General features: G+C 66.3%; 30 protein-coding genes. 18 read left to right on the top strand and 12 right to left on the bottom strand.

Going from position 1 to position 26,668, the window contains the following annotated elements:
* Positions 1 to 190 precede the first annotated feature (190 nt).
* Both IPG63_10895 and IPG63_10890 read right to left on the bottom strand, forming a co-directional pair.
* Complete coding sequence (locus IPG63_10895; protein MBK6727752.1) at positions 191 to 694, bottom strand: hypothetical protein; 504 nt, start codon at positions 692 to 694, stop codon at positions 191 to 193.
* Entirely contained in the window at positions 691 to 2,178 is a 1,488-nt protein-coding gene (locus IPG63_10890; protein ID MBK6727751.1) for a hypothetical protein, read from the bottom strand. Before IPG63_10890 ends, IPG63_10895 begins: the two co-directional genes overlap by 4 nt.
* A 91-nt stretch (positions 2,179 to 2,269) precedes the next feature.
* On the opposite strand from IPG63_10890, the gene IPG63_10885 reads away from it, so the two are divergent.
* Both IPG63_10885 and IPG63_10880 read left to right on the top strand, forming a co-directional pair.
* On the top strand, positions 2,270 to 2,872 hold the full coding sequence (locus IPG63_10885) for a sigma-70 family RNA polymerase sigma factor (protein MBK6727750.1): 603 nt from the start codon (positions 2,270 to 2,272) through the stop codon (positions 2,870 to 2,872).
* Positions 2,873 to 2,883: 11 nt separating this feature from the next.
* The gene (locus IPG63_10880; GenBank protein MBK6727749.1) at positions 2,884 to 5,589 is read left to right on the top strand and encodes a serine/threonine protein kinase; all 2,706 of its coding nucleotides are present in this window, start codon (positions 2,884 to 2,886) and stop codon (positions 5,587 to 5,589) included.
* Positions 5,590 to 5,746: 157 nt separating this feature from the next.
* Here the strand turns inward: IPG63_10880 and IPG63_10875 are convergent, their stop codons facing one another.
* The 3 genes from IPG63_10875 to IPG63_10865 are packed head-to-tail and all read right to left on the bottom strand — an operon-like array spanning position 5,747 to position 8,225.
* Entirely contained in the window at positions 5,747 to 6,007 is a 261-nt protein-coding gene (locus IPG63_10875; GenBank protein ID MBK6727748.1) for a DUF2007 domain-containing protein, read from the bottom strand.
* A 6-nt stretch (positions 6,008 to 6,013) separates the two neighbouring features.
* Entirely contained in the window at positions 6,014 to 7,141 is a 1,128-nt protein-coding gene (locus tag IPG63_10870) for a PilT/PilU family type 4a pilus ATPase (protein ID MBK6727747.1), read from the bottom strand.
* Between the two features lie 46 nt (positions 7,142 to 7,187).
* Positions 7,188 to 8,225 (bottom strand): type IV pilus twitching motility protein PilT, encoded by a 1,038-nt coding sequence (locus tag IPG63_10865; protein ID MBK6727746.1) that lies wholly within the window; start codon positions 8,223 to 8,225, stop codon positions 7,188 to 7,190.
* 81 nt (positions 8,226 to 8,306) lie between these two features.
* Between IPG63_10865 and IPG63_10860 the strand changes: the two genes are divergently transcribed.
* From IPG63_10860 to IPG63_10820, 9 genes are all read left to right on the top strand, one after another.
* On the top strand, positions 8,307 to 8,981 hold the full coding sequence (locus IPG63_10860; GenBank protein ID MBK6727745.1) for a YggS family pyridoxal phosphate-dependent enzyme: 675 nt from the start codon (positions 8,307 to 8,309) through the stop codon (positions 8,979 to 8,981).
* Positions 8,981 to 9,799: a pyrroline-5-carboxylate reductase gene (locus IPG63_10855; protein MBK6727744.1), complete on the top strand. Its 819-nt coding sequence runs from the start codon at positions 8,981 to 8,983 to the stop codon at positions 9,797 to 9,799. Before IPG63_10860 ends, IPG63_10855 begins: the two co-directional genes overlap by 1 nt.
* A 1-nt stretch (position 9,800) precedes the next feature.
* Positions 9,801 to 10,382 (top strand): YggT family protein, encoded by a 582-nt coding sequence (locus IPG63_10850; GenBank protein ID MBK6727743.1) that lies wholly within the window; start codon positions 9,801 to 9,803, stop codon positions 10,380 to 10,382.
* Between the two features lies 1 nt (position 10,383).
* Positions 10,384 to 11,094 carry a histidine phosphatase family protein gene (locus IPG63_10845; GenBank protein ID MBK6727742.1) on the top strand — a complete coding sequence of 237 codons (711 nt, stop codon included), beginning with the start codon at positions 10,384 to 10,386 and terminating at the stop codon, positions 11,092 to 11,094.
* Between the two features lie 8 nt (positions 11,095 to 11,102).
* Positions 11,103 to 12,317, top strand: a complete 1,215-nt coding sequence (locus tag IPG63_10840) for an acyl-CoA dehydrogenase family protein (GenBank protein ID MBK6727741.1) — start codon at positions 11,103 to 11,105, stop codon at positions 12,315 to 12,317.
* Between the two features lie 84 nt (positions 12,318 to 12,401).
* Positions 12,402 to 12,674 (top strand): DUF1778 domain-containing protein, encoded by a 273-nt coding sequence (locus IPG63_10835; GenBank protein MBK6727740.1) that lies wholly within the window; start codon positions 12,402 to 12,404, stop codon positions 12,672 to 12,674.
* Positions 12,671 to 13,156, top strand: coding sequence for a GNAT family N-acetyltransferase (locus IPG63_10830; protein MBK6727739.1), 486 nt, complete (start codon positions 12,671 to 12,673; stop codon positions 13,154 to 13,156). Before IPG63_10835 ends, IPG63_10830 begins: the two co-directional genes overlap by 4 nt.
* A 91-nt stretch (positions 13,157 to 13,247) precedes the next feature.
* Entirely contained in the window at positions 13,248 to 14,279 is a 1,032-nt protein-coding gene (locus tag IPG63_10825; protein ID MBK6727738.1) for a phosphotransferase family protein, read from the top strand.
* Positions 14,276 to 14,896 carry an N-methyl-D-aspartate receptor NMDAR2C subunit gene (locus IPG63_10820; protein MBK6727737.1) on the top strand — a complete coding sequence of 207 codons (621 nt, stop codon included), beginning with the start codon at positions 14,276 to 14,278 and terminating at the stop codon, positions 14,894 to 14,896. Before IPG63_10825 ends, IPG63_10820 begins: the two co-directional genes overlap by 4 nt.
* A 74-nt stretch (positions 14,897 to 14,970) precedes the next feature.
* On the opposite strand, the gene IPG63_10815 is transcribed toward IPG63_10820, so the two are convergent.
* From IPG63_10815 to xrtH, 6 genes are all read right to left on the bottom strand, one after another.
* Positions 14,971 to 16,125, bottom strand: a complete 1,155-nt coding sequence (locus tag IPG63_10815) for a diguanylate cyclase (GenBank protein MBK6727736.1) — start codon at positions 16,123 to 16,125, stop codon at positions 14,971 to 14,973.
* Complete coding sequence (pdxH, locus tag IPG63_10810; GenBank protein ID MBK6727735.1) at positions 16,122 to 16,709, bottom strand: pyridoxamine 5'-phosphate oxidase; 588 nt, start codon at positions 16,707 to 16,709, stop codon at positions 16,122 to 16,124. Before pdxH ends, IPG63_10815 begins: the two co-directional genes overlap by 4 nt.
* A 57-nt stretch (positions 16,710 to 16,766) precedes the next feature.
* Positions 16,767 to 17,456 (bottom strand): response regulator transcription factor, encoded by a 690-nt coding sequence (locus tag IPG63_10805; GenBank protein MBK6727734.1) that lies wholly within the window; start codon positions 17,454 to 17,456, stop codon positions 16,767 to 16,769.
* A 175-nt stretch (positions 17,457 to 17,631) separates the two neighbouring features.
* Complete coding sequence (locus tag IPG63_10800; protein ID MBK6727733.1) at positions 17,632 to 17,841, bottom strand: dodecin domain-containing protein; 210 nt, start codon at positions 17,839 to 17,841, stop codon at positions 17,632 to 17,634.
* Positions 17,842 to 17,885: 44 nt separating this feature from the next.
* Positions 17,886 to 18,713, bottom strand: coding sequence for an NAD-dependent epimerase/dehydratase family protein (locus IPG63_10795; GenBank protein MBK6727732.1), 828 nt, complete (start codon positions 18,711 to 18,713; stop codon positions 17,886 to 17,888).
* Position 18,714: 1 nt separating this feature from the next.
* The gene (xrtH, locus tag IPG63_10790; protein MBK6727731.1) at positions 18,715 to 19,275 is read right to left on the bottom strand and encodes an exosortase H; all 561 of its coding nucleotides are present in this window, start codon (positions 19,273 to 19,275) and stop codon (positions 18,715 to 18,717) included.
* Positions 19,276 to 19,322: 47 nt separating this feature from the next.
* On the opposite strand from xrtH, the gene aroK reads away from it, so the two are divergent.
* The 7 genes from aroK to IPG63_10755 all read left to right on the top strand — a co-directional run bounded on the left by aroK (position 19,323) and on the right by IPG63_10755 (position 26,134).
* Entirely contained in the window at positions 19,323 to 19,865 is a 543-nt protein-coding gene (gene aroK / locus IPG63_10785; protein MBK6727730.1) for a shikimate kinase AroK, read from the top strand.
* Positions 19,862 to 20,950: a 3-dehydroquinate synthase gene (aroB, locus tag IPG63_10780; protein ID MBK6727729.1), complete on the top strand. Its 1,089-nt coding sequence runs from the start codon at positions 19,862 to 19,864 to the stop codon at positions 20,948 to 20,950. Before aroK ends, aroB begins: the two co-directional genes overlap by 4 nt.
* Positions 20,951 to 21,060: 110 nt before the next feature.
* The gene (locus IPG63_10775) at positions 21,061 to 22,248 is read left to right on the top strand and encodes a hypothetical protein (GenBank protein MBK6727728.1); all 1,188 of its coding nucleotides are present in this window, start codon (positions 21,061 to 21,063) and stop codon (positions 22,246 to 22,248) included.
* Positions 22,249 to 22,280: 32 nt separating this feature from the next.
* Positions 22,281 to 22,910 (top strand): peptidyl-prolyl cis-trans isomerase, encoded by a 630-nt coding sequence (locus IPG63_10770; protein MBK6727727.1) that lies wholly within the window; start codon positions 22,281 to 22,283, stop codon positions 22,908 to 22,910.
* Between the two features lie 99 nt (positions 22,911 to 23,009).
* The gene (locus IPG63_10765; protein ID MBK6727726.1) at positions 23,010 to 24,767 is read left to right on the top strand and encodes a CSLREA domain-containing protein; all 1,758 of its coding nucleotides are present in this window, start codon (positions 23,010 to 23,012) and stop codon (positions 24,765 to 24,767) included.
* Between the two features lie 7 nt (positions 24,768 to 24,774).
* The gene (lpxH, locus tag IPG63_10760) at positions 24,775 to 25,491 is read left to right on the top strand and encodes a UDP-2,3-diacylglucosamine diphosphatase (GenBank protein ID MBK6727725.1); all 717 of its coding nucleotides are present in this window, start codon (positions 24,775 to 24,777) and stop codon (positions 25,489 to 25,491) included.
* A gap of 103 nt (positions 25,492 to 25,594) precedes the next feature.
* Positions 25,595 to 26,134, top strand: coding sequence for a GspH/FimT family pseudopilin (locus tag IPG63_10755; protein ID MBK6727724.1), 540 nt, complete (start codon positions 25,595 to 25,597; stop codon positions 26,132 to 26,134).
* Here the strand turns inward: IPG63_10755 and IPG63_10750 are convergent, their stop codons facing one another.
* Positions 26,135 to 26,575 carry a DMP19 family protein gene (locus IPG63_10750; GenBank protein MBK6727723.1) on the bottom strand — a complete coding sequence of 147 codons (441 nt, stop codon included), beginning with the start codon at positions 26,573 to 26,575 and terminating at the stop codon, positions 26,135 to 26,137.
* Positions 26,576 to 26,668: the final 93 nt, after the last annotated feature.

Below are 26,668 nucleotides of genomic sequence, written 5' to 3'. Positions count from 1 at the left end.
CAGCGGCGATTCGGTCCCATCCCCCTGCACCCGCATCGCCAAGCTTAGGAGCGGCCAAGCGCCTCGGCGCTCAAGCCACCACCCGCCAAAGCCGCCGAAATCCGTATGGCCCATCGATTCGTAGGCGGCCCAAACCGTCCGGTGCGCACTTGACGGTCGGTCAAGTGCGCCGACGGCACCCTTGGCGCACCTATTCCAGACTGTCGCCGAACAAGCCGTCCGAAAGGCAGGATCTGGAGCGCACGGGATCCACATAAACGTTCATGTCCATGCCGCTTTGAAACAGTTCGCCATCCCCGCGCAATACCGTCCAGCGCCCACCATCATGGGTCGTCGGTCGATAGCGTACATGCACGGTGGAAGGCAAGTAGGTGCCTTGGAAAACGGGCGTAACGAATACGGCTGCACAGGGGGAATTGTTCAGAAGCGGGTGGTCCAGGATCAAGTCCAGACTGGGGCTGACTGCGGCCGCCGCGGTGAAGGCATAGGGCACGAAGTCATTGGCCAATGTGACATCGAACATCGCCCCTGGCGGCATGACGACCATATCTTGATTGAAGACCGCCCAGCGGGCGTTGAAGCTGTCGTACCAGACACCAATGGGATGATCATTCAGCACGCCACCCACGGGCACCGCGCGCTGCACCACCACGGGTTTGGCGAACGGATTGCCATTCAGCGGCGCCCAGTTCAAGTAGCGACATGCGCACTGATATTGCTCACATCGGCTGTATGCGACAGCGTCTGGTGGCGATTGCTGTCGAGCACGAAGAACTGCCGCGGTGGCGAAATCGACTGTTGGTTCTGGCTGAAAATCACCGTGCGAGACGGCGCTGTGATGAAGCTGTATACGCCCAAATGGTTGGGTGCCCAAGCCGGCAATGGGAAACCTTCGATCACGCTCTGCACCATGACCTCACTCAACGGCCGCGACATCGACGTGGGCAAGTTGGTGATGTTGGAGACGGAGTTTTCAGCCGTCGCCCTATGCAGGTCGGCGCCGCCGAATTGATAGTCGTGGGCACCAATGGTCGGAACCGTGCCGGTCACACCGTCGAAATCACCGCCTGCAGGGATCGATGACGCAAGTCCGGCATTGATCGCCGGCGAAGCCGGAGTCAGATGAAAATCGTAGGTTGACGCAAACAACGGGTCTGCCACCACCCAGCCGATTTCACCAACCAAGGTCTGCGGCGTCTGGTGATAGAGATTGTGCGCAGCCAGCACCTGCGCGCCAGCGAACTTTTCCACGCCAAACGTCGCGACCCTTGAGAAGATATTGTTGTCCACCTCTGCGCTCGCCGAAGTGCCCGAAACGGTGACACCGAACAGCCGCGTGCGGATCGTGTTATTGCGGACCCTGGCTTGCAATGCTGTTGCGCCGGATTGGGCGACCAAGCTGACCCCCGCTTCGCAACCGTTGATGAGGTTGCGGTCGATCTCTGCACTGACGGTCGCGCCAGCGAGCGCGTGAAGGGTCAAGCAAGCTCCGATATCGTGATTCAGGGATTCGATTCGATTCCGTCGAAACCTGAACTGCTGGTTGCCGTCCAGCACGAACGTAACTGGGTCACGCTCCACGGTCGTCTTGATGAACTGGCTGTCGGCGATTTCCACGGAAACAGACGGCGGACTGCCATTGTAGCCCACGCCATGACCGCCCACGAAACGCAGGTGGCGAATGCGCAGGGTCTTCTGCGAGGCCGTCTGCGGCGTGGCGACCGAGATCCCCGCCGTTAGGCCGGCCAGGCCGGAAATGTCCAGTTGATTCAGTTCAACCACGTGCTGATCTATCGGCTCGTTGCTGCCCAGGCTGACCGAGATCGGCGTGTTGATCAGTTGCACATTCTCCAGCACATTGACATTGCCGGTGCCAGCAAAGGACGACTGGATGCTGACGGTGGTGTTCCGAAAGCGCCCGCGCGCCAGCGGCGCGCTGCGCAGCGTGATCGGCTTCGAGATCACCAGCGAGTCCGTGATCTCGCCGGCACCACTGCCGATCTGCACCACATCGTTGATCGCAGCGGCGTCCACGCAGGCCTGAAGGGTCGTGTCACAGGGGGCGCTGCCCGGCCAGGTCAATGTCGCGGCGGAGGCCGGAGCCTGGCAAAGGATGGGGATCAGGACCAGCACCAGCAGGGCGGTCCAGCGGATCGGAAAGCGAGTGGATCGGGTCATGGCAGGGGCTCCTGGTCGGGGTCTTGAATGCCGTATCGCAGGAACCCGGAAAAACCGCGCATCCGGGCGGAGCGACCGCCATAATCCGCCGGTGGACCCGACCGACCTGCCGCCCGACACCTTCGCCACGCTCACCGCCACCCTGGCCGACCGGGCGCGGTCGGTCACGCGCATGGCCGAGTTGTTCGCCGTGCTGCACGGGGAACTGCGCAGCGTTGCGCGCAAGCACCGGCAGTCCCTGAATGCCTCCGCCACGCTTGATACCACCGGTCTCGTGCACGAGGCCTACCTGAAACTCAGCGCGGCGCACATCGAGGCACCCACGGACCCGGCGCACTTCTTCGCGCTCGCGGCGCAGTCGATGCGCCAGATCATCATCGACCGGGCGCGACGCACCCTTGCCGGCAAACGTGGCGAAGGCGCCGCGCACGTGCCGCTTGACGACATCACGCTGGCCGACACCGACGAACAGGTGTCCGTGCAGGCCCTCGCCGTTCACCAGGCGTTGGCACAACTGGAACAGGCCAGCCCGCGGCTGGCGCAAACCGTCGTACTGCGGTTCTTTGGTGGCCTGACCGAGGAGGAAGTGGGCGAAGTGCTGGGGCGTGATCCGGCGACGGTCCGTCGCGACTGGACCAAGGCCCGCGCCTGGTTGTTCCGCGCGCTGTCCGATCCGGCCGCATCCGGATCCTGAGCGCGGCCACCGTGCGCCCGTTCGAAGAACTCGAGGCCGCCGTCGATCGCCTGCTGGCGCTGGCACCCGATGGCCGGGCCGCGGCGCTTGCGGAACTGGCCGCGGTCTCCGCTGATCTCGCCCGCGATGCGGCAGGTTGGCTCGAGGACATCGAGGCCTCCCGGGGATTCCTCGAAACCGCGCCCGCCCGGCAATCCGGACAGCGCGTGGGCCCGTGGTCGCTGCTGCGTCCGATCGGTCGCGGCGGCATGGGCGAAGTGTGGCTGGCCGAACGCGCCGACGGCAGTTACCGGAAGCAAGTCGCGATCAAGTTCTTCCGCACCGACCGGGCCGGCACGGCGCGTCGCCTCGAACAGGAACGGCAGGTGCTCGCTCGGCTGGTACATCCGGCGATCGCGCGCCTGCTCGACGCCGGCGATGACCCCGCGCTGGGGCCGTTCCTGGTCACCGATTGGATCGACGGGCAGCCGCTCGACCGCTGGCTCGAAACCCGCCAGCCCGACCGGGCAACCCGGCTCGCCGTATTCCGAGCCATCGCCGACGCCGTCTCGCTCGCGCATCGCGAACTCGTCGTCCATCGCGACATCAAGCCGGCGAACATCCTCGTGGACGGTGCGGACCAACCCTTCCTGCTCGATTTCGGCATCGCGAAGGTGCTTTCGGACGGCGCCGGCCCTTCGGAAACACAGGATCTCGCAGCAACGCCCCATTGCGCGGCCCCGGAGCAATTGCGCGGTGAACCGGTGGGCACGCGCACCGATGTGTATGCCCTCGGCGCCCTGCTGCACCGCGTGTTGTCCGGGCGGGATCCGCTGGCGTTGTCCGGCCTGCCCATCGCCGAGTTGGTGCGCCGGGTCTGCGAGGAGGTGCCGGCACCGGCCACCCGCGACACCGGGCAGCCCGATGCCGACCTCGACGCGATCTGCCGGCGTTGCCTTGAAAAGGAACCGGACCAGCGTTATCCGGGCGTCGATGCCCTGATCGCTGATCTCGATGCATGGCGCAATGGCCAGCCGGTAGCGGCACGCCAGGGGGGCTCTTGGTATCGCGCGCGCAAGTTCCTGCGCCGTAACCGCTGGGCCGTCTCCGCGGCAGCGGCCGTGTTGCTGGCGATCCTGGCCGGCGCCGCCACCACCGCATGGCAAGCCCGCGAAGCCGCGCGCGAGGCCGTGCGTGCCACCGCGGTCCGCACGTTCCTGATGGACCTGTTTGCCACCATCGATCCGGAGGTCCACCACGGTCAACCTGTGCCCGCGGAAGCGCTGGTCGCGGAGGGCGAACGTCGCGTGCGCGCCGAAACCGGCATGGAACCCGCCCTCCGCCACGAGTTGTTGAAGATGCTGGCGCGGATGCGCCTTGACCTGCGCCAGTACGAACCCCGGCGGGCCAACCTGGAAGCAGCGTGCCCGCTTGCCGACCAGGTGTACGGTGCCGGCCATGAACTCGCCATCACCTGCCGCATCGAATGGGCCGACAGCCTGCGGCAACTGAAGCAAACGGAGGCCGCGGAACAGGTCCTTGCCGCCGCATTGCAGCAACTCGGCACCGGCACCCCAATGCCGGCCGTGGAAGCTCTGGCGCAGGAAGTGCAGTTCATGGTCGATCGCGACCAGGGGGAACCGCAGGAAGCGGAACGGGCGATCCGGCGCAGCCTGGCCTTGGCCCGGTCGGCCGAACCCGAGCCCGGCGTGCAAACGCTGAACTCGTCGGAGCAATACGCCATGTTTCTGCAGGCCTCGGGGCGCATGGATGAAGCCGAACCGCTGCTTCGCGCCGTTCTCGACTTCGATGCTGCACACCCGGATCGCCGTTCGCGCACCGAACAGCTGAACACGCAGTGGAATCTGTTGTCGTCGTGGTGGGCGCGCGAGCGTTATGCCGACCTGGCCCCGGCCATTCGCCAGCTCACTTCACAAACAGAACGCAATCTCGGCCAGAACCATGCCACCTGGTTCCGTCTGCGCCAGCTCGCAGCCAATGTCACCGCGCGTTTCGGCGACCCACGGACCGCAGTCGCCCTGCGTGAAGCGACCGACACCACCGAAGGCATCGCCGATTTGGCCGACGGGCGGTTCCGGCAGATGTTATGGGCGGACCAGGTCATCGACCTCGCGGCGATCGGCCGGACCGACGCAGCCATGGCTATGGCAACACGAACGCTCGAATGGACCGAGACCCGTCGTCTGCCGCCGGCGCCGTGGTTCATCGCCAGCTACGGCGCCCTGTACGCGGCACTGCTTGCGGGAGACCAGACGTCGGCCGAGCGCTGGAAAACACAACTCGACACCGCTTTCGCCGACCTCGACCAGAACCTTCAAGGCCCGTATCGCAAGTTCCTTGATCAGGCGCATGCGGCCTTTGCCTTGCGGACGGGCGACGCCTCCGCGGCCGAAGCCGCGATCGAACGTGCGATCGCCGTGGCCCAGCCAGCCGGCGCGCCTAGCACCCATGCCGTCGAACGAATCCGGGCCCAGCGTGCGTTTCTGCTGGTCGATCTCGGCCGGTGGAACGAAGCCGCAGCCGAACTCGAAACCGTCCGTGCCGCGCTGGTGAAACGCCTCGGACCCGATCACCCGAGCCTCTTGCAGATCGACGCGGCCCGTGCGGCGCTGCCCGAAGATCTTCGTGGCGACCTGACCCCGGAACGGATCGAGGTGGCCCGCGCCGGCTTCGAGGCCGTGTATGGGCGCGCGCCGGATCGCGTCCGCCTGTGGTGAGCACGTCAATCCCCGTCCTACCCGCATAGCGCGATGCGAGGAACTCGTACGGTGACGGCGTGAGCGGTGGTTCCGGCTTCTGTGGCTCCGGACGTCTGTGGCTCCATGCTTTGTGGGTCCGGGCCCACAGAGCAGAGCCTTCGCTGCCCGATTCGACTTAGACCGGCGCGGCGCCGTCGAGCGACGACATGTCCGGATCCGACGCGGGATCAGGTTCGTCGGGACGGAACGATTCGAGCACGTGGTCGGCGTCCGTCGTCTGCGTTTCCGGCACCCACACCGAGACGTACCCCGGGAGCAGGCCGAAGCTGCCGGTCAGGTCTTCGCCGTGGATTTCCGCGGGGATGCCGTCGTCGCAGAGCCGATCTCGCACCAGGTGGGCGTCGATCAGGTTCTCGGCGACGTAGATGCAGCGCATGCGCCCTCACTGCTCCATCAATTCGACGCCGTCCAGTCCCTGCGACAGCGAGTGCGCGTCGCCGCCCTGGGCGAGCTTGATGCGCAGACGCACCTCGTTCGCGGAATCGGCGTGACGCAGGGCATCCTCGTAGGAAATCTCGCCGGCCTGGTAGAGCTCGAACAGGCTCTGGTCAAAGGTACGCATGCCGAGATTGGTCGACTCCTTCATCACCTCCTTGATGCGGTGGATCTCGCCGTCGCGGATGAAGTCCTGGACCAGCGGTGTACCGAGCAGGATTTCCATCGCTGCGCGCCGGCTCTTGCCGTCCGGGGTCGGCACCAACTGCTGCGCGACCACGCCCTTGAGGTTCAGCGAAAGGTCCATCAGCAACTGCGGACGGCGATCCTCGGGGAAGAAGTGCAGCACGCGGTCCAGCGCCTGGTTGGCGTTGTTCGCGTGCAGGGTGCACAGGCACAGATGGCCGGTCTCGGCGAAGGCGATCGCGTGCTCCATGGTCTCGCGCGTGCGTACCTCGCCGATCAAGATCACATCCGGCGCCTGGCGCAGGGTGTTTTTCAGCGCGTTCTCCCAGGTGTCGGTGTCGATCCCGACCTCACGCTGGGTGATGATGCAACCCTCGTGCTTGTGCACGAATTCGATCGGGTCCTCGATGGTGATGATGTGACCGGTCGAGTTCTGGTTGCGATAGCCGATCATCGCTGCCAGCGAGGTCGACTTGCCGGTACCGGTGGCGCCGACAAACATGATCAGTCCACGCTTGGTCATCGCCAGGGTCTTGACCACCGGCGGCAGTCCGAGTTCCTCGACCCCCGGGATACGCGTCTCGATACGACGCAACACCATGCCGACCTGGTTGCGCTGGTAGAAGCAACTGACGCGGAAGCGCCCGACGCCCTGCAGCGAAATCGCGAACTGGCACTCGTGCGTTTTTTCGAATTCCTCGCGCTGCGACGGCGTCATCACGTTCAGCACCATGTCGCGACTGACCTGCGGCGTCAGCGGTGCCTGGGTGATCGGCGCGATGCGTCCGTTCACCTTCATCGACGGCGGAATGCCGGCGGTGATGAACAGGTCCGAGCCCTTTTTGTGGACCATCAGTTTGAGAAAGGAGGTGAAGTCCACGCTACTCATGTTTGCTCTCCGGGCCGGGCCAGTGATCAACGCAGATGTACGACGATCACTCGAACAGCTTCTTGTCCTTGGCGTAACTCGATGCCTGGGTACGCGTGATCAGGCCGCGTTTGACCAGGTCCTGCAGGCACTGGTCGAGCGTCTGCATGCCGACCGCGGCACCGGTCTGGATCGACGAGTACATCTGCGCGACCTTGTCCTCGCGGATCAGGTTGCGGATGGCGGGAATGCCGACCATGATCTCGTGCGCCGCGACGCGGCCACCGCCGACCTTCTTCAGCAGCGATTGCGAGATCACCGCACGCAGCGATTCAGAAAGCATCGAACGCACCATCGGCTTTTCGCCAGCCGGGAACACGTCGATGATGCGGTCCACGGTCTTGGCGGCCGACGATGTATGCAGGGTGCCGAACACCAGATGCCCGGTTTCCGCGGCGGTGAGCGCCAGGCGGATGGTTTCCATGTCGCGCATTTCGCCGACCAGGATGTAGTCCGGATCCTCACGCAGTGCCGAACGCAGGGCTTCATTGAATCCGTGCGTGTCGCGGTGTACTTCGCGCTGGTTGATCAGGCACTTCTGCGACTGGTGCACGAACTCGATCGGGTCCTCGATGGTGAGGATGTGGCCGTATTCGTTCTTGTTGATGTGGTCGACCATGCCGGCGAGCGTGGTCGATTTGCCGGAACCGGTCGGGCCGGTGACCAGCACCAAGCCCTGCGGCACATCGATCAGTTCCTTGAAGATCTTGGGCGCGCTCAAGTCCTCCAAGGTCAGGATCTGGCTCGGAATGGTACGGAACACCGCACCGGCGCCGCGGTTCTGGTTGAAGGCGTTGACGCGGAAGCGGGCGAGCCCGGGAATCTCGAACGAGAAGTCGGTCTCCAGGAACTCTTCGTAGTCGCGGCGCTGCTTGTCCGACATGATGTCGTAGACCAGCGAGTGCACCGCCTTGTGGTCGAGCGACGGGATGTTGACGCGGCGCACATCGCCATCGACGCGGATCATCGGCGGCAGGCCGGCCGAGAGGTGCAGGTCGGAGGCCTTGTTCTTGACCGAAAACGCAAGCAGCTCAGCGATATCCATGCAGCACTCCGGGGCGGGTCGTAAACTCGGCTCGACTATAGCCCTTTTTGCGGGCCCGCAAAACGCGAGCGCTCCCGAATCATGACCACCCTCGACGAACGATTTTCCCGCATCCGCACGGCGCTGGCCTCCGCTGCCGACGGCCGTCCCCTGCAACTGCTGGCGGTCAGCAAGACCCAGCCCGCAGCCGCGGTGCGTGCACTCGCTGCGCTCGGCCAGCGCGTCTTCGGCGAGAACTATGTGCAGGAGGCGCTGGCCAAGCAACGGGAACTGGGCGACCTCGATCTGGAGTGGCACCTGATCGGACCGCTGCAATCGAACAAATGCCGGGAAGCCGCAACCCGCTTCGACTGGGTGCAGACCATCGACCGTGAAAAACTGATCCCGCTGCTGGCGAGGTTCCGCCCGACCGGGCGACTGGCGCTGAACCTGCTGGTGCAAGTGAACATCGACGACGAAGCCAGCAAGTCGGGTTGCGCCCCGGGGGAGATCGACGCACTGGCCGATGCCATCGCCGCACTCCCCCAACTGCGCCTGCGCGGCCTGATGGCGATCCCGCAGCCGACCTCGGACCGGGCGCGACGACGCGATGCGTTTGGGCGCATGCGCGAATTGTTCGATCGAACCCGCACCCGCCATGCGCAGGTGGACACCTTGTCGATGGGCATGTCCGATGATTTCGTCGACGCCATCGCCGAAGGCGCCAACCTGGTTCGGATAGGATCGGCACTCTTTGGTCCGAGGCAGGTTTCTTGATGAACCACATCGCATTCATCGGCGGCGGCAACATGGCGCGCGCGCTCATCGGCGGGCTGCTCGCCCGCGGCACCGACCCGCGCCGCATCCACGTCGCCGAACCGGTGGAAAACGCCCGCTACGGTCTCGCTGCCGAGTTCGGCGTGCAGGTGCATGCCGAGAACCGCGATGCGCTGGCCGCCGCCGACGTCGTCGTGCTGGCGGTGAAACCGCAGGTGATGGCTGCGGTCTGCACCGGCATCGCCGATCTGGTCGCGAGTCGCAAGCCGCTGTTGATCTCGATCGCAGCCGGCATCCGCCTCTCGAATTTCCGCAACTGGTTGGGGGCGTCGGCGCGCCTGGTGCGCTGCATGCCCAACACGCCCGCGCTGATCGGGGCGGGCGTGACCGCGTTGCACGCCGATGGCAACGTCGACAACGAATCGCGTTCGCGCGCCGAGGGCATTCTGGCTGCCACCGGCGCCACCGTCTGGATCGACGATGAAGACCTGATGGACACCGTCACCGCAGTCTCCGGCAGCGGCCCGGCCTATTTCTTCCTGCTGATGGAGGCGATGGTCGCCGCGGCCATGCGCCAGGGCCTGAGCGCCGATGCCGCACGCATCCTGGTGTCGAACACCGCGCTCGGTGCGGCGCGCATGGTCCACGAGGGCAGTGACGACCCGGCCACGCTGCGCGAACGCGTCACCTCGCCCGGCGGAACCACCCAGGCGGCGCTCGAGCGATTCGAGTCCGGCGGCTTCCGTGCGCTGGTGGATGCCGCGATCACGCGTGCGACCGAACGCGGCCGCGAACTCTCCGGCCAGTTCGGAGGCTGAGATGGGCCACCTCGCCAATGCCGGCGCGCTGATCGTGCAGGTCCTGTTCGGGCTCGCCATCGGGCTGTTCTTTTTCCGCTTCCTGATGCAGGGACTTCGCGTCGATTTCCGCAATCCGCTGTCGCAGTTCGTCTACCGCGCGACCAACCCGGTGCTGATGCCAGTCCAGCAGGCATTGCCGGTGATCCGCGGCTGGAACCTGGCAGCGCTGCTGGTCACCTTCCTGCTGATGCTCACCGAAACCTGGCTGCTCTACTGGTTGGCCGGGCGCGCGCTGCCGGTGCTTGCGCTCGGGGTGATCGCGCTGGCGCTGCTGATCGAGTTCGCGGCCAATGCACTGCTGTGGACGGTGGTGCTGCGCGCGATCCTCAGCTTCGTCTCGCCCGATCCGCGCAGTCCCTTCGTGCAGATCCTCAATCGCATCAGCGACCCGATCCTGAAGCCGTTCCAGCGACTGATCCCGCCGCTCGGCGGCCTCGACCTGTCACCGCTGTTTGCGCTGCTGGTACTGCAGCTGGTGCGGATGCTGATCGCCGCGCCGTTGATCGAGTTCGGCATTGCGCTGACCGTTGGCGGAAACTGACATGACCGAGATTCTCGCCATCCGCCACGCCCAGGCCTCATTCGACGCCGACGACTACGACCAGTTGTCAGCGCTCGGCGAAGACCAGGCGCAGCGACTCGGGCGCTGGCTCGCGGCCGACCACGACCTTGGCTTCGACGCCATCGTCGTCGGTGCCATGCGCCGCCACCAGCAGACCGTAAGCGCGATCGAGCAAGCGTTCGCGGCGAGCGGGCGCAGTCTGCCCGAAGTCGAGATTGATGCCGGCTTCAACGAGTTCGACCACGGCGCGGTGTTTGCCGCTTTTCTCGCCGAGCATCCCGAGCATCGCCCGGCGAATCGTGACGCCATGCCCGGCCCGCGCGACCGCATGGCGGTGGCGCGTTACCTGATGGCGGCGCTGCGGCACTGGGCCAGCGGCGCGCTCGATGAGCACCTCGACGAAGGCTGGTTCGCGTTCCGCGCGCGCGTCGCCGCGGCGATGGCGTGCCTGACCGAACGCCACCACGGACGCGAGCGCGTGCTGCTGGTGACCTCGGGCGGCGTCATCGCGCAACTGGCGCAACGCGCGCTGGAAGTGCCGGACCTGCGTTCGGTCGACCTGAACATCGCCATCCGCAATTCCGCGATCAGCGAATTCGTGATCTACGAAGGCGGCGTACGCCTGCTCGGCTTCAACCAGCTGCCGCACCTGGCGGCACCCGGCGAGCGCCGGCTCTGGACCCACTTCTGAGGAATCGCATGGCGCTGTCATCGCTGTTTCCGTTCTCCGATCGCGCGCACGCGCTGCACGCCGAACTCGAGCGCTTTGTCGCCGAGCGTGTGTTACCGGGCGAAGCCGCCTACGACGCGCATCTGGAGCAACCCGGGCAGCGCTGGACGATTCCGCCGCTGATGGAAGCGCTGAAGATCGAGGCGCGGCAGCGCGGGCTGTGGAACCTGTTCCTGCCCGACCCGGTGCACGGCGCCGGGTTGTCGGTGCTCGACTACGCACCGCTGGCCGAACTCAGCGGTCGCTCCCTGATCGCGCCCGAGACGATCAACTGCAATGCCCCCGACACCGGCAACATGGAAGTGCTGCACCACTATGGCTCGCCGGCGCAGCAGCAACGCTGGCTGCAGCCGCTGCTGGCCGGGCGCACGCGCTCGGCGTTTGCGATGACCGAGCCCGACGTGGCCTCCAGCGACGCCACCAACATCGCGACGCGCATCGAGCGCGACGGCGAGCACTACGTCGTCAGCGGTCGCAAGTGGTGGGCCAGCGGCGCCATGGACCCGCGCCTCGACTTCTTCATCGTGATGGGCGTGACCAACCCGGACGCCGAACCGCATCGCCGCCACAGCCAGATCATCGTGCCGAAGACCACGCCGGGCGTGACCGTGGTGCGGCCGTTGCACCTGTTCGGCTTCGACGACGCGCCTGGCGGCCACGCCGAAGTGCGCTTCGACGGTGTGCGCGTGCCGCTCGATCACCTGATCGCCGGCGAAGGCTGCGGCTTCGAGATCGCGCAGGGCCGACTCGGCCCGGGTCGCATCCACCACTGCATGCGCCTGATCGGCCTGGCGCAGCGCGCGCTCGATGCGATGGTGCTGCGCGCGCGCACGCGCATCGCCTTCCATCGCCCGCTTGCCGACCAGGGCATGGTGCGCGAGGCGATCGCGCTCAGCCGCTGCGACATCGAGCAGGCGCGCCTGCTCACGCTCGCCGCCGCGCAGAAGCTCGACCAGGGCGGCGCGCGTGGTGCAAAGGAAGAGATCGGCATGATCAAGATCGTCGCCCCGCGCATGGCCCAGCGCGTGCTCGACCGCGCCATCCAGATCCACGGCGCGCTCGGCGTCTCGGAAGACTCGTTCCTGTCGAAAGCCTACGCCGGCGCCCGCGCGCTGAGCCTCGCCGACGGTCCCGACGAGGTGCACATCACCGCGCTGGCGAAGTCGATGGTGGCGGTGCGCTGAACGCGTTGGAAGCCACCGGCGTGTTGACAACCGCTATACACCAATCTCAGAATTCGCATCTCTGATGCACACACAGGAATCGCCATGCGTGATGCCGCCATCAACCTGCGTGCGCTACCAGGGCAGCGCGACCTGATTGACCAAGCCGCCAGCCTGCTTGGCAAGAATCGTTCGGACTTCATGCTCGAAGCGGCCTGCGAACGAGCGCAGGCGGTGTTGCTCGATCAGGTGTTCTTCAAGCTCAACACTGACAAGTTCAAACGATTCACCGCGTTGCTGGATGCGCCGGTCCGTCCCAATCCCGGCCTCGATCGGCTTTTCGCCGTGAAGGCTCCGTGGAATGCCGGCTCGACATGAGTCTGAGACTCGCCGCACCGCAGCCACTTGCTGTCGATCATCTGTTGGACAGCTTCTCCTGCGGCGAGGCAACGCTCGACGAGTGGCTCCGACGCCGCGCGCTGGTCAACCAGCACAGCGGCGCTTCCCGCACCTTCGTCGCGGCTGATCCTGACGGTCGCGTCTTCGGCTACTACTCGCTCGCCGCGGGTGCGGTGTCGCACGCCACGGCCACGACCAACGTCAGACGGAACATGCCCGATCCGATACCGGTGATGGTGCTGGCGCGCCTTGCGGTCGACCTGCGCGCGCAAGGCATCAAGCTCGGCGCCGCGCTGCTGCAAGACGCCGTCCATCGCGCAGCGGCCGTTGCGCAGAATGCCGGTGTTCGCGCGTTGCTGGTCCACGCACTGCACGACCATGCCAAGCGCTTCTACGAGCACTACGGCTTTCAGACTTCGCCACAGCATCCGCTGACACTGATGCTACGACTGCCCGGTTGACGGCGCCGGTCGCCTGCCCCACATTGAATCCGGACCATGCCCTGCCCGTCTCCCGCAGCGGGAGCGGGAACCGCAATCGCGAGCACATGCCATGAGCGACCTCCCACTCGATGCATTGACGGCCTGGTGCGAGACGCATGTTCGTGGCTTCCGCGGGCCGCTGGCGGCGACGAAATTCAAGGGTGGGCAGTCGAATCCGACCTATCGGCTCGACGCCGCCTCCGGCACCTATGTGCTGCGACGCAAGCCGTTCGGGCCTTTGTTGCCGGGCGCGCATGCGGTAGAGCGCGAGTTCCGCGTGCTCACCGCCCTGCACGGCCACGGTGTGCCGGTCGCGCAGCCGCTGGGCCTGTGCCTGGACGAGTCGGTGATCGGCGCCGTGTTCTACGCAATGGCCTTCGTCGAGGGGCGCATCTTCTGGGACCCGTCGCTGCCCGAGATTCCCGTCGCCGAACGCGGCGCGTATTACGAGGAAATGCTGCGCGTGCTGGCCGCCTTGCACGGCGAGGACGTGATCGCACTCGGGCTCGGCGACTTCGGCAAGCCCGGCAACTATTTTGAGCGCCAGATCGCGACCTGGAGCAGGCAGTACCGCGCCAGCGAAACCACGCGCATCGAGGCGATGGAGACGCTGATCGCAGCACTGCCGGAGCGCTGCCCGCACGACGACGGTCGCGTCGCCCTCGTGCATGGCGACTTCCGCATCGACAACCTGATCTGGCACCCGAATGAGGCACGCATCGTTGCGATCGTCGACTGGGAGCTGGCCACGCTCGGTCACCCGCTCGCCGACCTCGGCTACCTGTGCATGGCACTGCGCCTGCCGCGCAACCCGGCGCTGCCCGGACTCGCCGGAGGCGATCGCGCCGCGCTCGGCATTCCCGACGAAGCCGGCATGATCGAGCGTTACCGCGCGCTCAGCCACCGCCGCGACGTCGGCGACTGGGCGTTCGTGCTGGCGTTTTCGTTCTTCCGCCTCGCCGCGATCGCGCAGGGCGTAGCCAAGCGCGCGCAGCAGGGCAATGCCTCGAATGCACGCGCCAGCGAGGCCGGCGCGATGGCGGCGATGCTCGCGGAACTGGGAGCGGCGCAATTGCAGTCGCCAGCCGCGACATCAACATGAGCCTCGGCATCGAGCGCTGGACCGAGACGCTGCGCCTGCTCGGCATCGCGCCGAACGCGACCCAGCTCGCGCTCGGCGAAGACTTGCTGCAGCGTTATTGCGAGCCGCATCGGCACTATCACTCGCTCGCGCATCTCGAAGACTGCCTGCGCCAGGCTGCGAACCTGCGGCCGCAGTTCGCGCATGCCGGCGAGGTCGAATTCGCGCTCTGGTTCCATGACGCGATCTACGACACGCGCAAGACCGACAACGAGCAGCGCTGCGCCGACTGGGCGCGACAGTCGGTGATCACGGCCGGCCTCGACGCCGCCGTCGCGCGACGCATCCACGAGCTGATCCTGGCCACCCGCCATGCCGCGCTCCCGGCAACCGCCGATGCCGCGTTGCTAGTCGATATCGACCTGTCCATCCTCGGCGCCGATGCCGCACGTTTCGACGCCTACGAACACGAGATCCGCAGCGAGTACCACTGGGTACCGAGCTTCCTGTTCAACCTCAAGCGCAAGCAGCTGCTGCGCGAATTCCTCGCCCGCCCGAAGATCTATTCCAGCGCGGAATACCAGCGCCGACTCGAGGCACCTGCGCGCGCCAACCTGGCACGCTCGATCGCGCGCTGATCGTCGGATCCCTCGCTGCGCTCGTTGATCCGACCTACATTCGGGCGGCGCCTGGAGGCCTCGTTGGTGGCGGATCAACCGCCGCGTTCCACCGCCAGCACGAACTGGCTCTTGCCGCTGCGTTTGGCGCGGTAGCAGGCGGCGTCGGCGCTGCGCAGGGCGGCTTCGATGTTGCTGCCGCTGGTGCGGGCGACGCCGATGCTGGCACCGATTCGCGGTGAGGTCGGGCCGCCGGTGACCATGGCCGCAACGCCCTGCACGATACGTTCGGCGGTCTGACGCGCGCGGAACTCGTTGCCGTGCAACAGCAGGCAGAACTCATCGCCGCCGAGGCGCGCCGCCACGTCGACGCCGCTGTTGCGCAAGACCGCGGCGACATCGATCAACACGCGATCGCCGGTCTCGTGCCCAAGGTTGTCATTGACCGCCTTGAAACCGTCAAGATCGACGTACAGCAGCCAGTGTTCGGCACCGACCTCGCAGTTGGCGAGTGCTTCGAGAAAGGCGCGGCGGTTGAGCAGGCCGGTCAGCGGATCGACCGCAGCCATTTCCGCCAGCATGCGGTTCAGGTGTTCGCTCTCGCCACGTGCCTCGCGTTCACTGCGATGCAGTTCGAGCAGATGCTGCTGGATGCGCTCGATCATCTGCTTGAACCAGACCGCGAGGAAGATCGACAGCACCACCATCACCAGCGGGACACGCTGATAGGCGGTAACGTCCCAGCCTTGGACGACGGTGAACAAGGTCGGCACCGGCCGCTGTGCGAGCCAGTAGGCAGCCAGAATCTGCGCCAGGATCAGCAAGCTCCACGCGATCGCACTGCGCCGGTCGAGCATCAGTGCCGCGACCATCACCAGCGTCGGCAACACCATGTTCACGCCTTGCAGGCGCCCACCACCGCCGAGGTTGGCCAGTGCCGTGATCGCGAACAGCAGGCCGATGAACAGATTGCCCCACAGCAACAGGCGCGCACTGCGCCGGAAGCCGAACACGCACATCACGCAGCCGAGCGCCGCGATTGCGTAGATGATGCCAAGGGCGATCATGCCGTGGCTCGCGTCCGCGATCGCGAAGTAGCTGCAGGCGAGCGCACAGGCCAGACCGAAGCCCATCAACAGCATGCTCGACGCGAGTTGCGGCACGTTGTCGCGCGGAAAGCGTGCCGGCGGCAGCAGCCACTCGGCGATGCGCGTGGCGAGCGTGCCGAGCGTGGCCGGTGCTGCGCTCATGGATACAGCAGTCGGTAATGCCAGGCGCCTTCGCGCCATTCGTGGCGATGGCGCTCGTGCAGGCGGAACGGCACGCCATACCAGAACTCGACCAGGTCCGGCACCAGGCGCAGCCCGGACCAATGCGGCGGACGCGGCACCGGGGCATTGGCGTAGCGTTGTTCGGCGTCGGCGAAGCGCTGCTCGAAGGTGGCGCGATCCGGCAACGTCTGCGACTGCAGCGACGCCCAGGCGCCGAGTTGGCTTTCGCGCGGCCGCGTGGCGAAATAGGCGTCGGCCTCGGCGTCGTCGACCGCTTCGACGTGGCCCTCGATCCGCACCTGCACACCATCGCGCAGATGCTTCCAGTGGAAGCACATCGCCGCACGCGGCTGCGCATGCAATTGCCGGCCTTTGTCGCTGTCGAGATTGGTGTAGAAGGTGAAACCTCGCACATCTGCGGTCTTGAGCAGCAACATGCGCGAGGACACGCGTCCGCCGGCTTCCGCTGACGCCAGGCTCATGGCGTTGGCATCGAGCTCACCAGCGGCCTGGGCTTCGGCCATCAGGCGGTGGAACGTACTCAGGATTTCTTCGGACAGCATCGCTTGCACTCCATGCGCCGGAGTGCCAAGGCGATCCGGCCAATCAACGGGAAGAGATCACTTCGCCGGTTCGAGCCGGTAACCATGTTGGTACACGGCACTCAGCACCCAACTGCTCTCGCCGGTCAGCATCATCTTCTTGCGCAGGCGGCTGACGTGGGTGTCGACGGTGCGGGTGTTGACGTCACCACCGAGGTTCCAGACGTTTTCCAGCAGCGCCGCGCGGCTGACGATGCGGCCATGGCGACGGAACAGGTAGGAGGCGAGATCGAACTCGCGGTCGGTCAGTTCGATCAGGGTGCCGTTCAGGGTCACCGAACGCTTGTCCAAGTCGAATTTGTACGGCAGCACTTCCTCGACCCAGGACCCGCCGCCGCCGCTCGCGGTATTGGCGACGCCGCTGCGGCGCAGCACCGTCTGGATGCGCGCGATCAGTTCCGAGGACTTGGCCGGTTTGACCACGTAGTCGTCGGCGCCAGCCTTGAGCCCGGAGACGATGTCTTCCTCGGCCGTACGTGCGGTCAGGAAGATCACCGGCAGTCGCGCATGCGCCGACTGTCGCAACCAGTCGAGCAGATCAAGCCCGGAGCCTTCGCCCAGGTTCCAGTCGAGCAGCAACAGATCGATCGATTCGGCCCCGAGACGACGCCGGAAGTCCTTGACCTCGGTGTAGGCCCGCACCATGAATCCGGCCTGCTCCAGCCATGCGCGATACAGCTCGGCCTGGTCTCGATCATCCTCGAGCAGCCCCACTACTACGGCTTCGTTTGCCATTCCCGTTCCTCGACCGCCCCCGGGCGGTGTGCGCACCGCAAACAACTGTTGCGGTAAGGACGCAACAATAAGCCACGCGCACCGGAATGAAAAGCCGCCCGAGCGGGCGGCTGTGTGCAACGGGCTCTTCAGGTTACTGTGTGGTGGCTCATTCGACCTGGAAGCTGATCTTCAGGTTGACGCGCCATTCGCTTACCTTGCCGTCGTCGGCCGTCACGACCTTGATGTCGTTGACCCAGGCGCCTTTGATGCCCTTCACCGTCTTGGCCACTTTCTTGAGCCCGGACTGCACCGCGTCCTCGATGCCCTTCGGCGAAGAACTGGTGATCTCGATGACCTTCACGATGCTGGCTGCCATGGTTTGCCTCCTGGATGGGGATTGTGCGGATGCACGCCGCGAGTCTACTCCCGCGTCACCGACAAGATGGAAGCGTAGCCAGCGCGAAAATCGGGAAAGCGCAACTGGAAGCCGGTAGCGCGCAAGCGCGCATTCGACACCCGCTTGTTTTCCGCTGCCGCACTCACCACGGTTTTCGGCAGGCGCGGCAGCCGCATCGCGTCGGCCAGCCAGTCCAGCACCTCGGGCTGTGCGGCCGGGTCATCGTCGACCAGGTTGAAGATGCCGCGATCGCCGCACAACAGCAGGTGCGCCACCGCCGCAGCGGCATCCTCGATGTGGATGCGATTGCTGAACTGGGGCGGTTCGGACACTGCAAGCGGCTCGCCCGAGCGCAACCTTTGGGGCAACAGATCGCGTCCCGGCCCGTAGAGGCCGCCAAGGCGCAGGGCCAGTGCCTCGCGACCGCTGCGGCGAGCCAGCGCTTCGGCATCGAGCAGCACGCGGCCATTGAAGCGCTGCGGCCGGCATGGGCTGTCTTCATCGACCACGCCGCCGCCATGGTCACCGTAGACGGCGGTGCTCGACACAAACGCGATGCGGCGCAGTCCCGGCAACGCATCCAGCAGGTGCTGCAAGGCATCGAGGTAGACGGCGCGGTAACCTGCTTCGTCGCGCACCGCGGGCGCCAGGCAGTGCACCAGCAAGTCGAAGTGATCAGCGATGCGATCACCGAGCGGGCGCGCCAGATCCAGCGCCAGCACGCTGGCGTCGGCGGGTCGCGGCCGGCGCGCGATCGCGACGACCTCGCAGCCGCGTGCGCGCAAGTTGGCCGCGATCCGCGTTCCCAGATCACCGGCACCGGCAATCAGGACGCGCCGTTGCGCCGGCATCTCAGGCTGCGGCCGGCGTCAACGGCGCCGCGGGCGGCGGGCCGCGCCGCGGCGGCCTGGGCAAGTAGCGCAGCCAGACCAGCCAGACCACGAGCGCGTCGAGAATGATCAGCGCCTGCCACAGGTAAAGATGGAACCACTCGAACCAGACACGATGGCATTCTTCGCCCGGAATGCACTTCGCGGTTTCCCACTCGCCGAGGTAGAACAGGCTGATGATGCGCACCAGATTCAGCGCCTGGATCGCGACGAAGCCGGCCAGGAATCCGAGCAAGCGATGTTTCCATGGCGCCGGAAAGGCGAAGATCGCCGCGAACAGGATGATCACCGCCTCGACGCCGTTGCAGCCGCGCTCGATGGTGACGCCCCACGCCACGCGCGTGCTGTGAATGGCGTTGCCCGAGGTGCTGACGGAATCGTCGAAGAAGCCGATCAGCCAGGTGGAGAACGTCGCCAGACCTTCGGTGAACGGATAGATGACGTGCGTCTCGACCGGCCCCAGCACCTCGACCGTGAACAGCACGAACAACAGCACCAGGAACAGGATCGAGAAACGCAGCATGCCCGCGACACAGCAGAACGGAAGGGGCGCGATGCTAGCATCCCGCCATGAATCCTTCGCCGAATCTGTTCCTGGTCGGACCGATGGGTGCCGGCAAGAGCACGATCGGCCGGCGCATCGCCGCCCACATCGCCTTGCCCTTCATCGACCTCGACGAGGAACTCGAGCGGCGCAACGGCGTCAGCGTCGCGCTCATCTTCGAGCTCGAAGGCGAAGCCGGTTTCCGCCAGCGCGAGGCGCGTCTGATCGAGGAACTCAGCCGACGCGAGGGCATCGTGCTGGCCACCGGCGGCGGGGCGGTGCTGGACGCCGCGAACCGTCGCCTGCTGCACGCCCGCGGCTTCGTGCTCTACCTCTCGACCAGCGTGGCACAGCAGCTGAACCGCCTCGCCCGTGACTGCAAGCGCCCGCTGCTGCAGGCACCCGACCGCCGCGAACGGCTGGAGGCGATGGCACAGTTGCGCAACCCCCTGTACCAGGAAATCGCCGACATGACCGTCCACGGTTCGAACATTGCCGTCGCCCAGGCTGCGCGCCAGATCGCGGCGCAGCTGGAAGCCCGGTGGCAGCGACGCGGAGTCGCGGCATGAAACGCGTGGTCCAAGTCGCGCTCGGTGCGCGCAGCTATCCCGTCACCATCGCGGCCGGCCTGCTCGACGATGCCGACGCGATCCGTGCCTGCGTCGGCGGGCACCACGTGTTGATCGTCAGCAACGAAGTGGTCGCGCCGCTGGCGCTGGAACGTGTGCGCTCGGCGCTCGCGGGGCTTGCAGTTTCCAGCCTGGTGCTGCCGGACGGCGAAGTCCACAAGTCGCTGGTCAGTGCTGATCGCCTGTTCACGGCGCTGGCGAAATCCGGTGCCAGCCGCGATGCCACCGTGATCGCACTTGGCGGCGGCGTCGTCGGCGATCTCGCCGGCTTCGCTGCGGCCTTGTGGATGCGCGGCGTAGCGCTGGTGCAGATCCCGACCACGCTGCTGGCGATGGTGGATTCCTCGGTCGGCGGCAAGACCGCCGTCAACCTCAGTCAGGGCAAGAATCTGGTCGGCGCCTTCCACCAGCCACGCGCGGTGCTGATCGACCCGCTGGTGCTGGCGACGCTGCCCAAGCGCGAATTGCGCGCCGGCCTCGCCGAAGTGGTGAAGTACGGCGCGATCGGCGATGGCGCCTTCTTCGGCTGGTTGGAGCACCATGCCGAAGCGCTGCTGATGCTGCGTCCCGATTCCACCGCCGAGGCAATCGAACGCAGCGTGCGGCACAAGGCCGGCGTGGTCGCCCGCGACGAACGCGAAGATGGCGAACGCGCCTTGCTGAACTTCGGCCACACCTTCGGCCATGCCATCGAAGCGCTGGGCGCTTACCGCGGCCTCAATCACGGCGAAGCGGTGGCGGTCGGCATGATCCTCGCGGCCGAGCTGTCCGCCCGTATCGGCATGGCCACCAGCACCGACTACAACCGCTTGAACGACCTGCTGGCAAGACTCGGACTGCCGACGCGCATTCCACCAGGGCAAGCCGCCAGCCAGTTGCTGGACGCGATGCGGCTCGACAAGAAGGCCCTGAGCGGCGAGTTGCGCCTGGTGCTGTGGCGCGGCATCGGCCAGGCGGAACTGGTGGCCTCGGTGCCGGAGGCGACGATCCTGGAAACGCTCCGGGCCGGTGGCGCCAGCGGATAACCAGCACCGACTCGCACCGGCTGGCACCAGTGGCCAGCGCCAGGCGTCGCAGCTGTGTCAAAATCGCCACCCTTGCGCCCGCTCAGTGGCGCAGCCTGGCGGGACGAACGATGGCAAAGAACATGCGTATCGCGGCGATGAGTGTGGCCGCACCGGAACTCGAGCAGATCAAGGCAATCATGGCCTCGCTGCGCGGCGACGCTGGCGCCCACTGGGAATGGAGCGGCGACACCGCCGGTGCCGACGTGCTGATCATCGATGCCGACTCGCTCTACGGGCACATGGACTGGCTGCGCGCACAATCCAGCGGTCGCAATGTCATCTGCCTCACCGCCTCGAACGGACACGAACAGGACAATGTGTTGCATCGTCCGGTCGGTGTGGGCGGGATCAAGGCCAGCCTGCTGCGCGCTGCGGGCGCGGGACCGGAAGCCGTCGATGTTGCCGAGCCGGTGGCTCCAGTCACCGAGGAAGCGCCAGCCACCACCCCGGCAGCAGCCGTGGCCGCGGTGTTCAAGCGCATCACCGGACAACAGCGCACGGTGACCGATACCGCGCCCGCGCCCACGCCCGCACCTGCGGCAGTCGCGAGCGCAGCGGCCAAGCCCGCACCGGCCGCCAATCCGATGGCCGCACCCAACCTGCTGCCGCGACGCGTCACCGGCCAGCAGCCGGCGGTCGCTGCAGCGCCCGCGTCCGCGCCTGCACCCGCTCCGACACCAGCACCGCCTGCGGTGCCGCGCGAATGGACCCTGGCCGACTACTTCCTGCCCGAGAACCTTGCCGAAGCGCGACGCCTGGAGCGCAGCGGACAGCCGCCACTGATCGTCGATGCCGCCGCCGACCGCTACTACGGCGGCCTGACGCTCAAGCCGCTGTTGCCGTACTGCCTCGGCCACATCAAGCCGGTCGAATGGCAGGCGGTATCCGCTGCAGAAATCGAAAAACTGCGCGCGATGAATGCCGGCTTGCCGCTGTCGCGACTGCTCTGGCTGTACGTGATCGGCACCTCGAATGGCACCACGCTGCTGCCCGGGTTCGACCTCAACGGCAAGTACAAACTGGTCAAGTGGCCGCAGATCGAACGCGAGTTCCCGAAGCACTTCCGCATCGGCACCGCGATGATGAAAGGCCCATCGACGCTGCAGGAAATCGCCGACGGCTCCGGTGCGACGGTCGGCGAGGTGATCGACTTCGTCAACGCCTACGCCGCTATCGGCTTTGCGATCCAGGACGGCGGCACGCCAATCAGCGACCGCCGCGCCCTGCTGGAGCGCCTGCGCGCCCGCACCGCCTGATTCCCCCTCGATCCGTTTCCAAGGAGATTTCGATGTTGCGCAATATCCTGTTGAGCCTGGCCCTCGGCACCGGCGCGTTTGTCGTTGCGGCGCAAGATGCTGCGGCTCCGGCCACTCCAGCCGCTGCAGAAAAGCCGTCCGCCGCAGTCGCGGTTGCGAGCAAGGTAAGACTGAACACCAACATGGGCCCGATCGTGATCGAACTGAATGCGGCCAAGGCACCGCAGACGGTCGAGAACTTCCTGCAGTACGTGAAGGACAAGCACTACGACGGCACCGTGTTCCATCGCGTGATCAACGGCTTCATGATCCAGGGCGGCGGCTTCACCCCGGAACTGGTGCAAAAGCCGACGCGCGCGCCGATCCCGAACGAAGCCAGCAACGGCCTCGGCAACCTGCGTGGCAGCGTCGCGATGGCGCGCACGATGGACCCGAACTCGGCCACCGCGCAGTTTTTCATCAACGTCGCCGACAACAAGAACCTCGACCACGTCAGCAAGGACAGCGGCTACACCTGGGGCTACGCAGTATTCGGCAAGGTGATCTCGGGCATGGAAGTAGTCGATGCCATCAAGGGCGTGACCACCGGACCCAAGGGCCCGCTGCCGGGCGACGTACCGACCTCGGCGGTCGTCATCAACAGCGCTGAAGTGGTACCCTGATCCACACTCCGCGCCGGGACCGCGCTCCCGGCGCGCTCCCGGCGCGCTTTCGGCGCCGGCGGTTCCCCGCCCTCCGCGGAAACTCTGGAGCCTACACCGATGCGCTTCGTTGCCCTTGCGCTGCTGCTTTGCGTCACCTCGTCCGCCATCGCGGGCAGTCTATCCAACGACAACTGGTCCGGCCGGACCGCCATCAACCCAGCAGTACTCGGATCGGGCGGCTTCACCGACACCCTGTCCGGTATCGAGTCGGCCAGCGTCGAGTCCACCGACCCGCTGCTGGTGTGCAAGAACGGCGATGCCACGCAGCGTGGCAACACCGTCTGGTACCAACTCGATCTCACCGCCGCGAGCGGCCCGACCTACCTGAACCTGTCGGCTGCGGGTTACGACAGTATCGTCGCCGTCTTTACCGGCGACACGACCAGCGGCTTCTCCCCGGTCGTCGGTGCCTGCAACGACGACGGTGGCAGCGGTTTCGTGGCATTGCTCGCCGGCGCGCGCCTGGACGCCGGCCATGACTACTCGATCATGATCGCGCGACCATCGCCGAACCCGAACCCGGCCACGCTCGGCTTCAGCGCGATCGCGTCGCCGCAATACCAGGTGACCAAGACCGACGACAGCGCCGATGGCAGCTGCAGCGCGGTGGATTGTTCGCTGCGCGAGGCCGTCAGTGCCAGCAATGCCATCCCGGGCGCGGTGCTGATCCCGGCCGGCCAGTACACGCTGACCTTGTCCGCGCCGAGTGGCGAAAACGCCAACGCGACCGGCGACCTCGACATCGTGCAGGGCATCGGCGTCTACGGCGCCAGCGCGTCTGCAACCGTGGTGCGCGGCATCCAGCCCGGTGGCAACCGCGAGCGCGTATTTGACGTCGAGCCCGGCAACATCGCCAACCGCGGCATCACCGCGAACTTCGCCGACCTGAGCATCGCCGATGCCTCCTCGGTCGGGCCGGGCGGTGCCATCAATGCCAATGGCGCCACCAGCGTCGCCGAGCATCTTGCCCTCAACGGCGTCGTGATCCGCAACAACGCATCGACCACCAACACCGGAGGCGGCGTGCATTCGGCCGGACCGACCGTGGTCGCGAACAGCACGTTCATCGGCAACACTTCCAGCAGCGATGGCGGCGGACTCGCCCTGAACGGTTCGGTGATCACGCGCAGCGACGTCTTCAACAGCAGCTTCGCGAACAACACCGCAAACTCCGATTTCGTCGGCGGAGGCGGCGGCATCCGCTCGCATACCGACCTCTACGTCTACAACAGCACCTTCTCCGGCAATCAGGCGCGCCATTCCGGCGGCGGCGTGCTGTCGACCACCAGCAACGGCAAACTGACGCTGCTCAATGTCACCCTGTTCGGCAACCGTGCCGACGCCAACGGCAACGGCGGCGCGAGCGGCGGTGGGCTGCGTGCGGAGGGCCTGAGCGCAATGCTGCGCAACACCGCGTTCGGCGCCAATCTCCTCGGCAGCGGCGGCGGCGTCGCCGAGGACTGCGCGGTCAGCCCGGCGGTGGCCGGCAGCGGCAACACTTCGTTCCTCGGCAACCACCTTGAAGTCAGCAGCGGCCAGACCAACTGCCCGTTGGCGGATGCGAGCAACGTGCTCGGCACGCCGACCCTGCTGGGCGCGCTCGCCGACAACGGCGGCAGCACCCAGACCCATCTGCCGGGCGCGACGTCGCCGCTGATCGACAGCGGCTACGTGTCCGATTGTCTGAGCCGCGACCAGCGTGGCATCGCGCGTCCGCAGGATGGAGATGGCAACGCCACCGCGATCTGCGACAAGGGCGCGGTCGAAGTCGTATGGGTGCTGCCCGACCCGATTTTCCTGGACGGATTCGAGTAGCGCGGCAATGACAATGCTGTTCATCTCCGACCTGCATCTCGACGAGAGTCGGCCGCAGGTCACGCGGCTGTTCCTCGACTGGCTGCAGCGCGAGGCGACCGGCGCCGAGGCGCTCTACATCCTCGGCGACCTGTTCGAAACGTACATCGGCGATGACGACGATGCCGAACTGGTTGCCGACGTGGCCGCGGCGCTGCGGGCCGTGTCCGACCGCGGCGTCGACATCGGCTTCGTGCACGGCAACCGCGACTTTCTGATCGGCGACGCCTTCGCGCTGCATGCCGGGCTGCGCCTGCTCCCGGAAACCCGGGTCATCGACCTGTACGGCGAGCGCACCCTGCTGCTGCATGGCGACACCCTGTGCAGCAGCGACCTTGCCTACCAGGGCGTGCGCAAGCAATTGCGCGATCCCGTCTGGCAAGAGCAATTCCTGGCGCAACCGCTGGCCGCACGTCGTGCCTTCGCCGCCGCCGCGCGTGCCGAGAGTGCGCGGCATACGAGCCAGGCAAGCGAAATGATCATGGACGTGGACGCGTCCGCCGTCACCGCCGCGCTCACGCAGCTTGGCGCCACGCGCATGATCCACGGCCATACGCACCGGCCCGCTATCCATGAGCTTGGCGGCGGGCGCCAGCGTATTGTGCTGGGCGACTGGTACGAACAGGGTTCGTTGCTGCACGTCGATCGCACCAGCCTGGCGTTGCAGCAGCTGCCAATGGTGTAGCCGGGATACGGAGTGATTCCGAAATTTCGCAGGCGCTTTCCGGACGGATGCGGGCGCCTGCGCATCGCGATCACGGCAAGCTGGGTGTCACGGAGAACCCACCATGACCCCAGCTCGCAACACCGGCTTCACCCTGATCGAACTGATGATCGCCGTCGCCATCGCCTGCGTGTTGCTCGGCATCGCATTGCCGGCTTACTCGGCCGCGAAGGCTGCGGCGCACACCGCAACACTGCGCACCGCGCTGGTCGCCGCAATGCTCGACTCGCGCACGGCCGCAGTCATTCACGGCCGCGACACCATCCTCTGCCCCAGCAACGATGGTCTATCCTGTACCAACAGTTTCGAGTGGCAGCATGGATTCATCGCCGCAATCGACTCCAACGACAACGAACGAATTGATGACGCCGACCACCGACTGCTGTATCAGCGCGAAACCAAGGACGTGCGCCTGCTCACCAGCAGCGGGCGCAAACGCATCCAGTTCCAGCCGAACGGCAGCAACGCCGGCAGCAATGCCACCTTCACCTTCTGCGATGACCGTGGACCGACCCGCGCCATTTCCCTGGTGATGAACAATCGCGGTGATCTGCGCGAAACCCGCCCGAGTGCGACTGCCATCGCGGCCGCATGCGCACTCTGATCAACCGCCGCTCGGAAACGCTTCGCGGTGCGCAACCACGTAGTCGTAGAGCAGTTCCGTCAGATCGTCAGGATATTCGCGGAAGGCCTCGCTGAGGGCTTCCCAGTATTCATGCACCGGGCGCTCCAGATGGGCGATCTGGGTGTGCCGCGCCGGTCGTTCCACCTCAGGCGCTTCGGCGCCGAACAGGGCCACTGCCTCGGCCGTGATTGCCGCCAGTCGCTGGGCGCCAATCTCGCGCAGCGCCTCGCCGGCAAACCAGGCATGGTCGCCGCCGGAGTTCGCGAAGTACTGCTCGAACCCACCGCCGTTGACATCGGCCTCCAGCTCCCAGATGCAGCGGAACACCTGCTCGGGTCGCGTCAGCGACTCGAAGGGCTCGCGCCAGAAGCGGGCATCGGGATGCTCCGCCAACTCGCCCAGATATCGGTTCTTGTCCATGCCACCCCGGATCGCTCGCGCGCAGCGTACCCGAAGCGTAATGCCGCGTGCATCGCTGCAAACCGGCCTTGCCGAGGCTGCGGCTTGTCCGGG

This window comes from Lysobacterales bacterium (assembly GCA_016703225.1).
Taxonomy (GTDB): Bacteria; Pseudomonadota; Gammaproteobacteria; order Xanthomonadales; family Ahniellaceae; genus JADKHK01.
This window is presented reverse-complemented; position numbering and strand designations above follow the sequence as displayed.

Excerpts from the sequence above, each read along its gene's own strand:
- IPG63_10855 (MBK6727744.1), top strand. The coding sequence starts at position 8,981 with ATGAACCACATCGCATTCATCGGCGGCGGCAACATGGCGCGCGCGCTC.
- aroB (MBK6727729.1), top strand. The coding sequence starts at position 19,862 with ATGAAACGCGTGGTCCAAGTCGCGCTCGGTGCGCGCAGCTATCCCGTC.
- IPG63_10870 (MBK6727747.1), bottom strand. The coding sequence starts at position 7,141 with ATGAGTAGCGTGGACTTCACCTCCTTTCTCAAACTGATGGTCCACAAA.
- IPG63_10875 (MBK6727748.1), bottom strand. The coding sequence starts at position 6,007 with ATGCGCTGCATCTACGTCGCCGAGAACCTGATCGACGCCCACCTGGTG.
- IPG63_10795 (MBK6727732.1), bottom strand. The coding sequence starts at position 18,713 with ATGCCGGCGCAACGGCGCGTCCTGATTGCCGGTGCCGGTGATCTGGGA.
- IPG63_10755 (MBK6727724.1), top strand. The coding sequence starts at position 25,595 with ATGACCCCAGCTCGCAACACCGGCTTCACCCTGATCGAACTGATGATC.
- IPG63_10850 (MBK6727743.1), top strand. The coding sequence starts at position 9,801 with ATGGGCCACCTCGCCAATGCCGGCGCGCTGATCGTGCAGGTCCTGTTC.
- IPG63_10890 (MBK6727751.1), bottom strand. The coding sequence starts at position 2,178 with ATGACCCGATCCACTCGCTTTCCGATCCGCTGGACCGCCCTGCTGGTG.
- IPG63_10845 (MBK6727742.1), top strand. The coding sequence starts at position 10,384 with ATGACCGAGATTCTCGCCATCCGCCACGCCCAGGCCTCATTCGACGCC.
- pdxH (MBK6727735.1), bottom strand. The coding sequence starts at position 16,709 with ATGCTGTCCGAAGAAATCCTGAGTACGTTCCACCGCCTGATGGCCGAA.
- IPG63_10825 (MBK6727738.1), top strand. The coding sequence starts at position 13,248 with ATGAGCGACCTCCCACTCGATGCATTGACGGCCTGGTGCGAGACGCAT.
- IPG63_10775 (MBK6727728.1), top strand. The coding sequence starts at position 21,061 with ATGGCAAAGAACATGCGTATCGCGGCGATGAGTGTGGCCGCACCGGAA.
- IPG63_10835 (MBK6727740.1), top strand. The coding sequence starts at position 12,402 with ATGCGTGATGCCGCCATCAACCTGCGTGCGCTACCAGGGCAGCGCGAC.
- IPG63_10820 (MBK6727737.1), top strand. The coding sequence starts at position 14,276 with ATGAGCCTCGGCATCGAGCGCTGGACCGAGACGCTGCGCCTGCTCGGC.
- IPG63_10765 (MBK6727726.1), top strand. The coding sequence starts at position 23,010 with ATGCGCTTCGTTGCCCTTGCGCTGCTGCTTTGCGTCACCTCGTCCGCC.
- IPG63_10750 (MBK6727723.1), bottom strand. The coding sequence starts at position 26,575 with ATGGACAAGAACCGATATCTGGGCGAGTTGGCGGAGCATCCCGATGCC.
- IPG63_10830 (MBK6727739.1), top strand. The coding sequence starts at position 12,671 with ATGAGTCTGAGACTCGCCGCACCGCAGCCACTTGCTGTCGATCATCTG.
- IPG63_10815 (MBK6727736.1), bottom strand. The coding sequence starts at position 16,125 with ATGAGCGCAGCACCGGCCACGCTCGGCACGCTCGCCACGCGCATCGCC.
- IPG63_10800 (MBK6727733.1), bottom strand. The coding sequence starts at position 17,841 with ATGGCAGCCAGCATCGTGAAGGTCATCGAGATCACCAGTTCTTCGCCG.
- lpxH (MBK6727725.1), top strand. The coding sequence starts at position 24,775 with ATGACAATGCTGTTCATCTCCGACCTGCATCTCGACGAGAGTCGGCCG.
- IPG63_10865 (MBK6727746.1), bottom strand. The coding sequence starts at position 8,225 with ATGGATATCGCTGAGCTGCTTGCGTTTTCGGTCAAGAACAAGGCCTCC.
- IPG63_10840 (MBK6727741.1), top strand. The coding sequence starts at position 11,103 with ATGGCGCTGTCATCGCTGTTTCCGTTCTCCGATCGCGCGCACGCGCTG.
- aroK (MBK6727730.1), top strand. The coding sequence starts at position 19,323 with ATGAATCCTTCGCCGAATCTGTTCCTGGTCGGACCGATGGGTGCCGGC.
- IPG63_10860 (MBK6727745.1), top strand. The coding sequence starts at position 8,307 with ATGACCACCCTCGACGAACGATTTTCCCGCATCCGCACGGCGCTGGCC.
- xrtH (MBK6727731.1), bottom strand. The coding sequence starts at position 19,275 with ATGCTGCGTTTCTCGATCCTGTTCCTGGTGCTGTTGTTCGTGCTGTTC.
- IPG63_10770 (MBK6727727.1), top strand. The coding sequence starts at position 22,281 with ATGTTGCGCAATATCCTGTTGAGCCTGGCCCTCGGCACCGGCGCGTTT.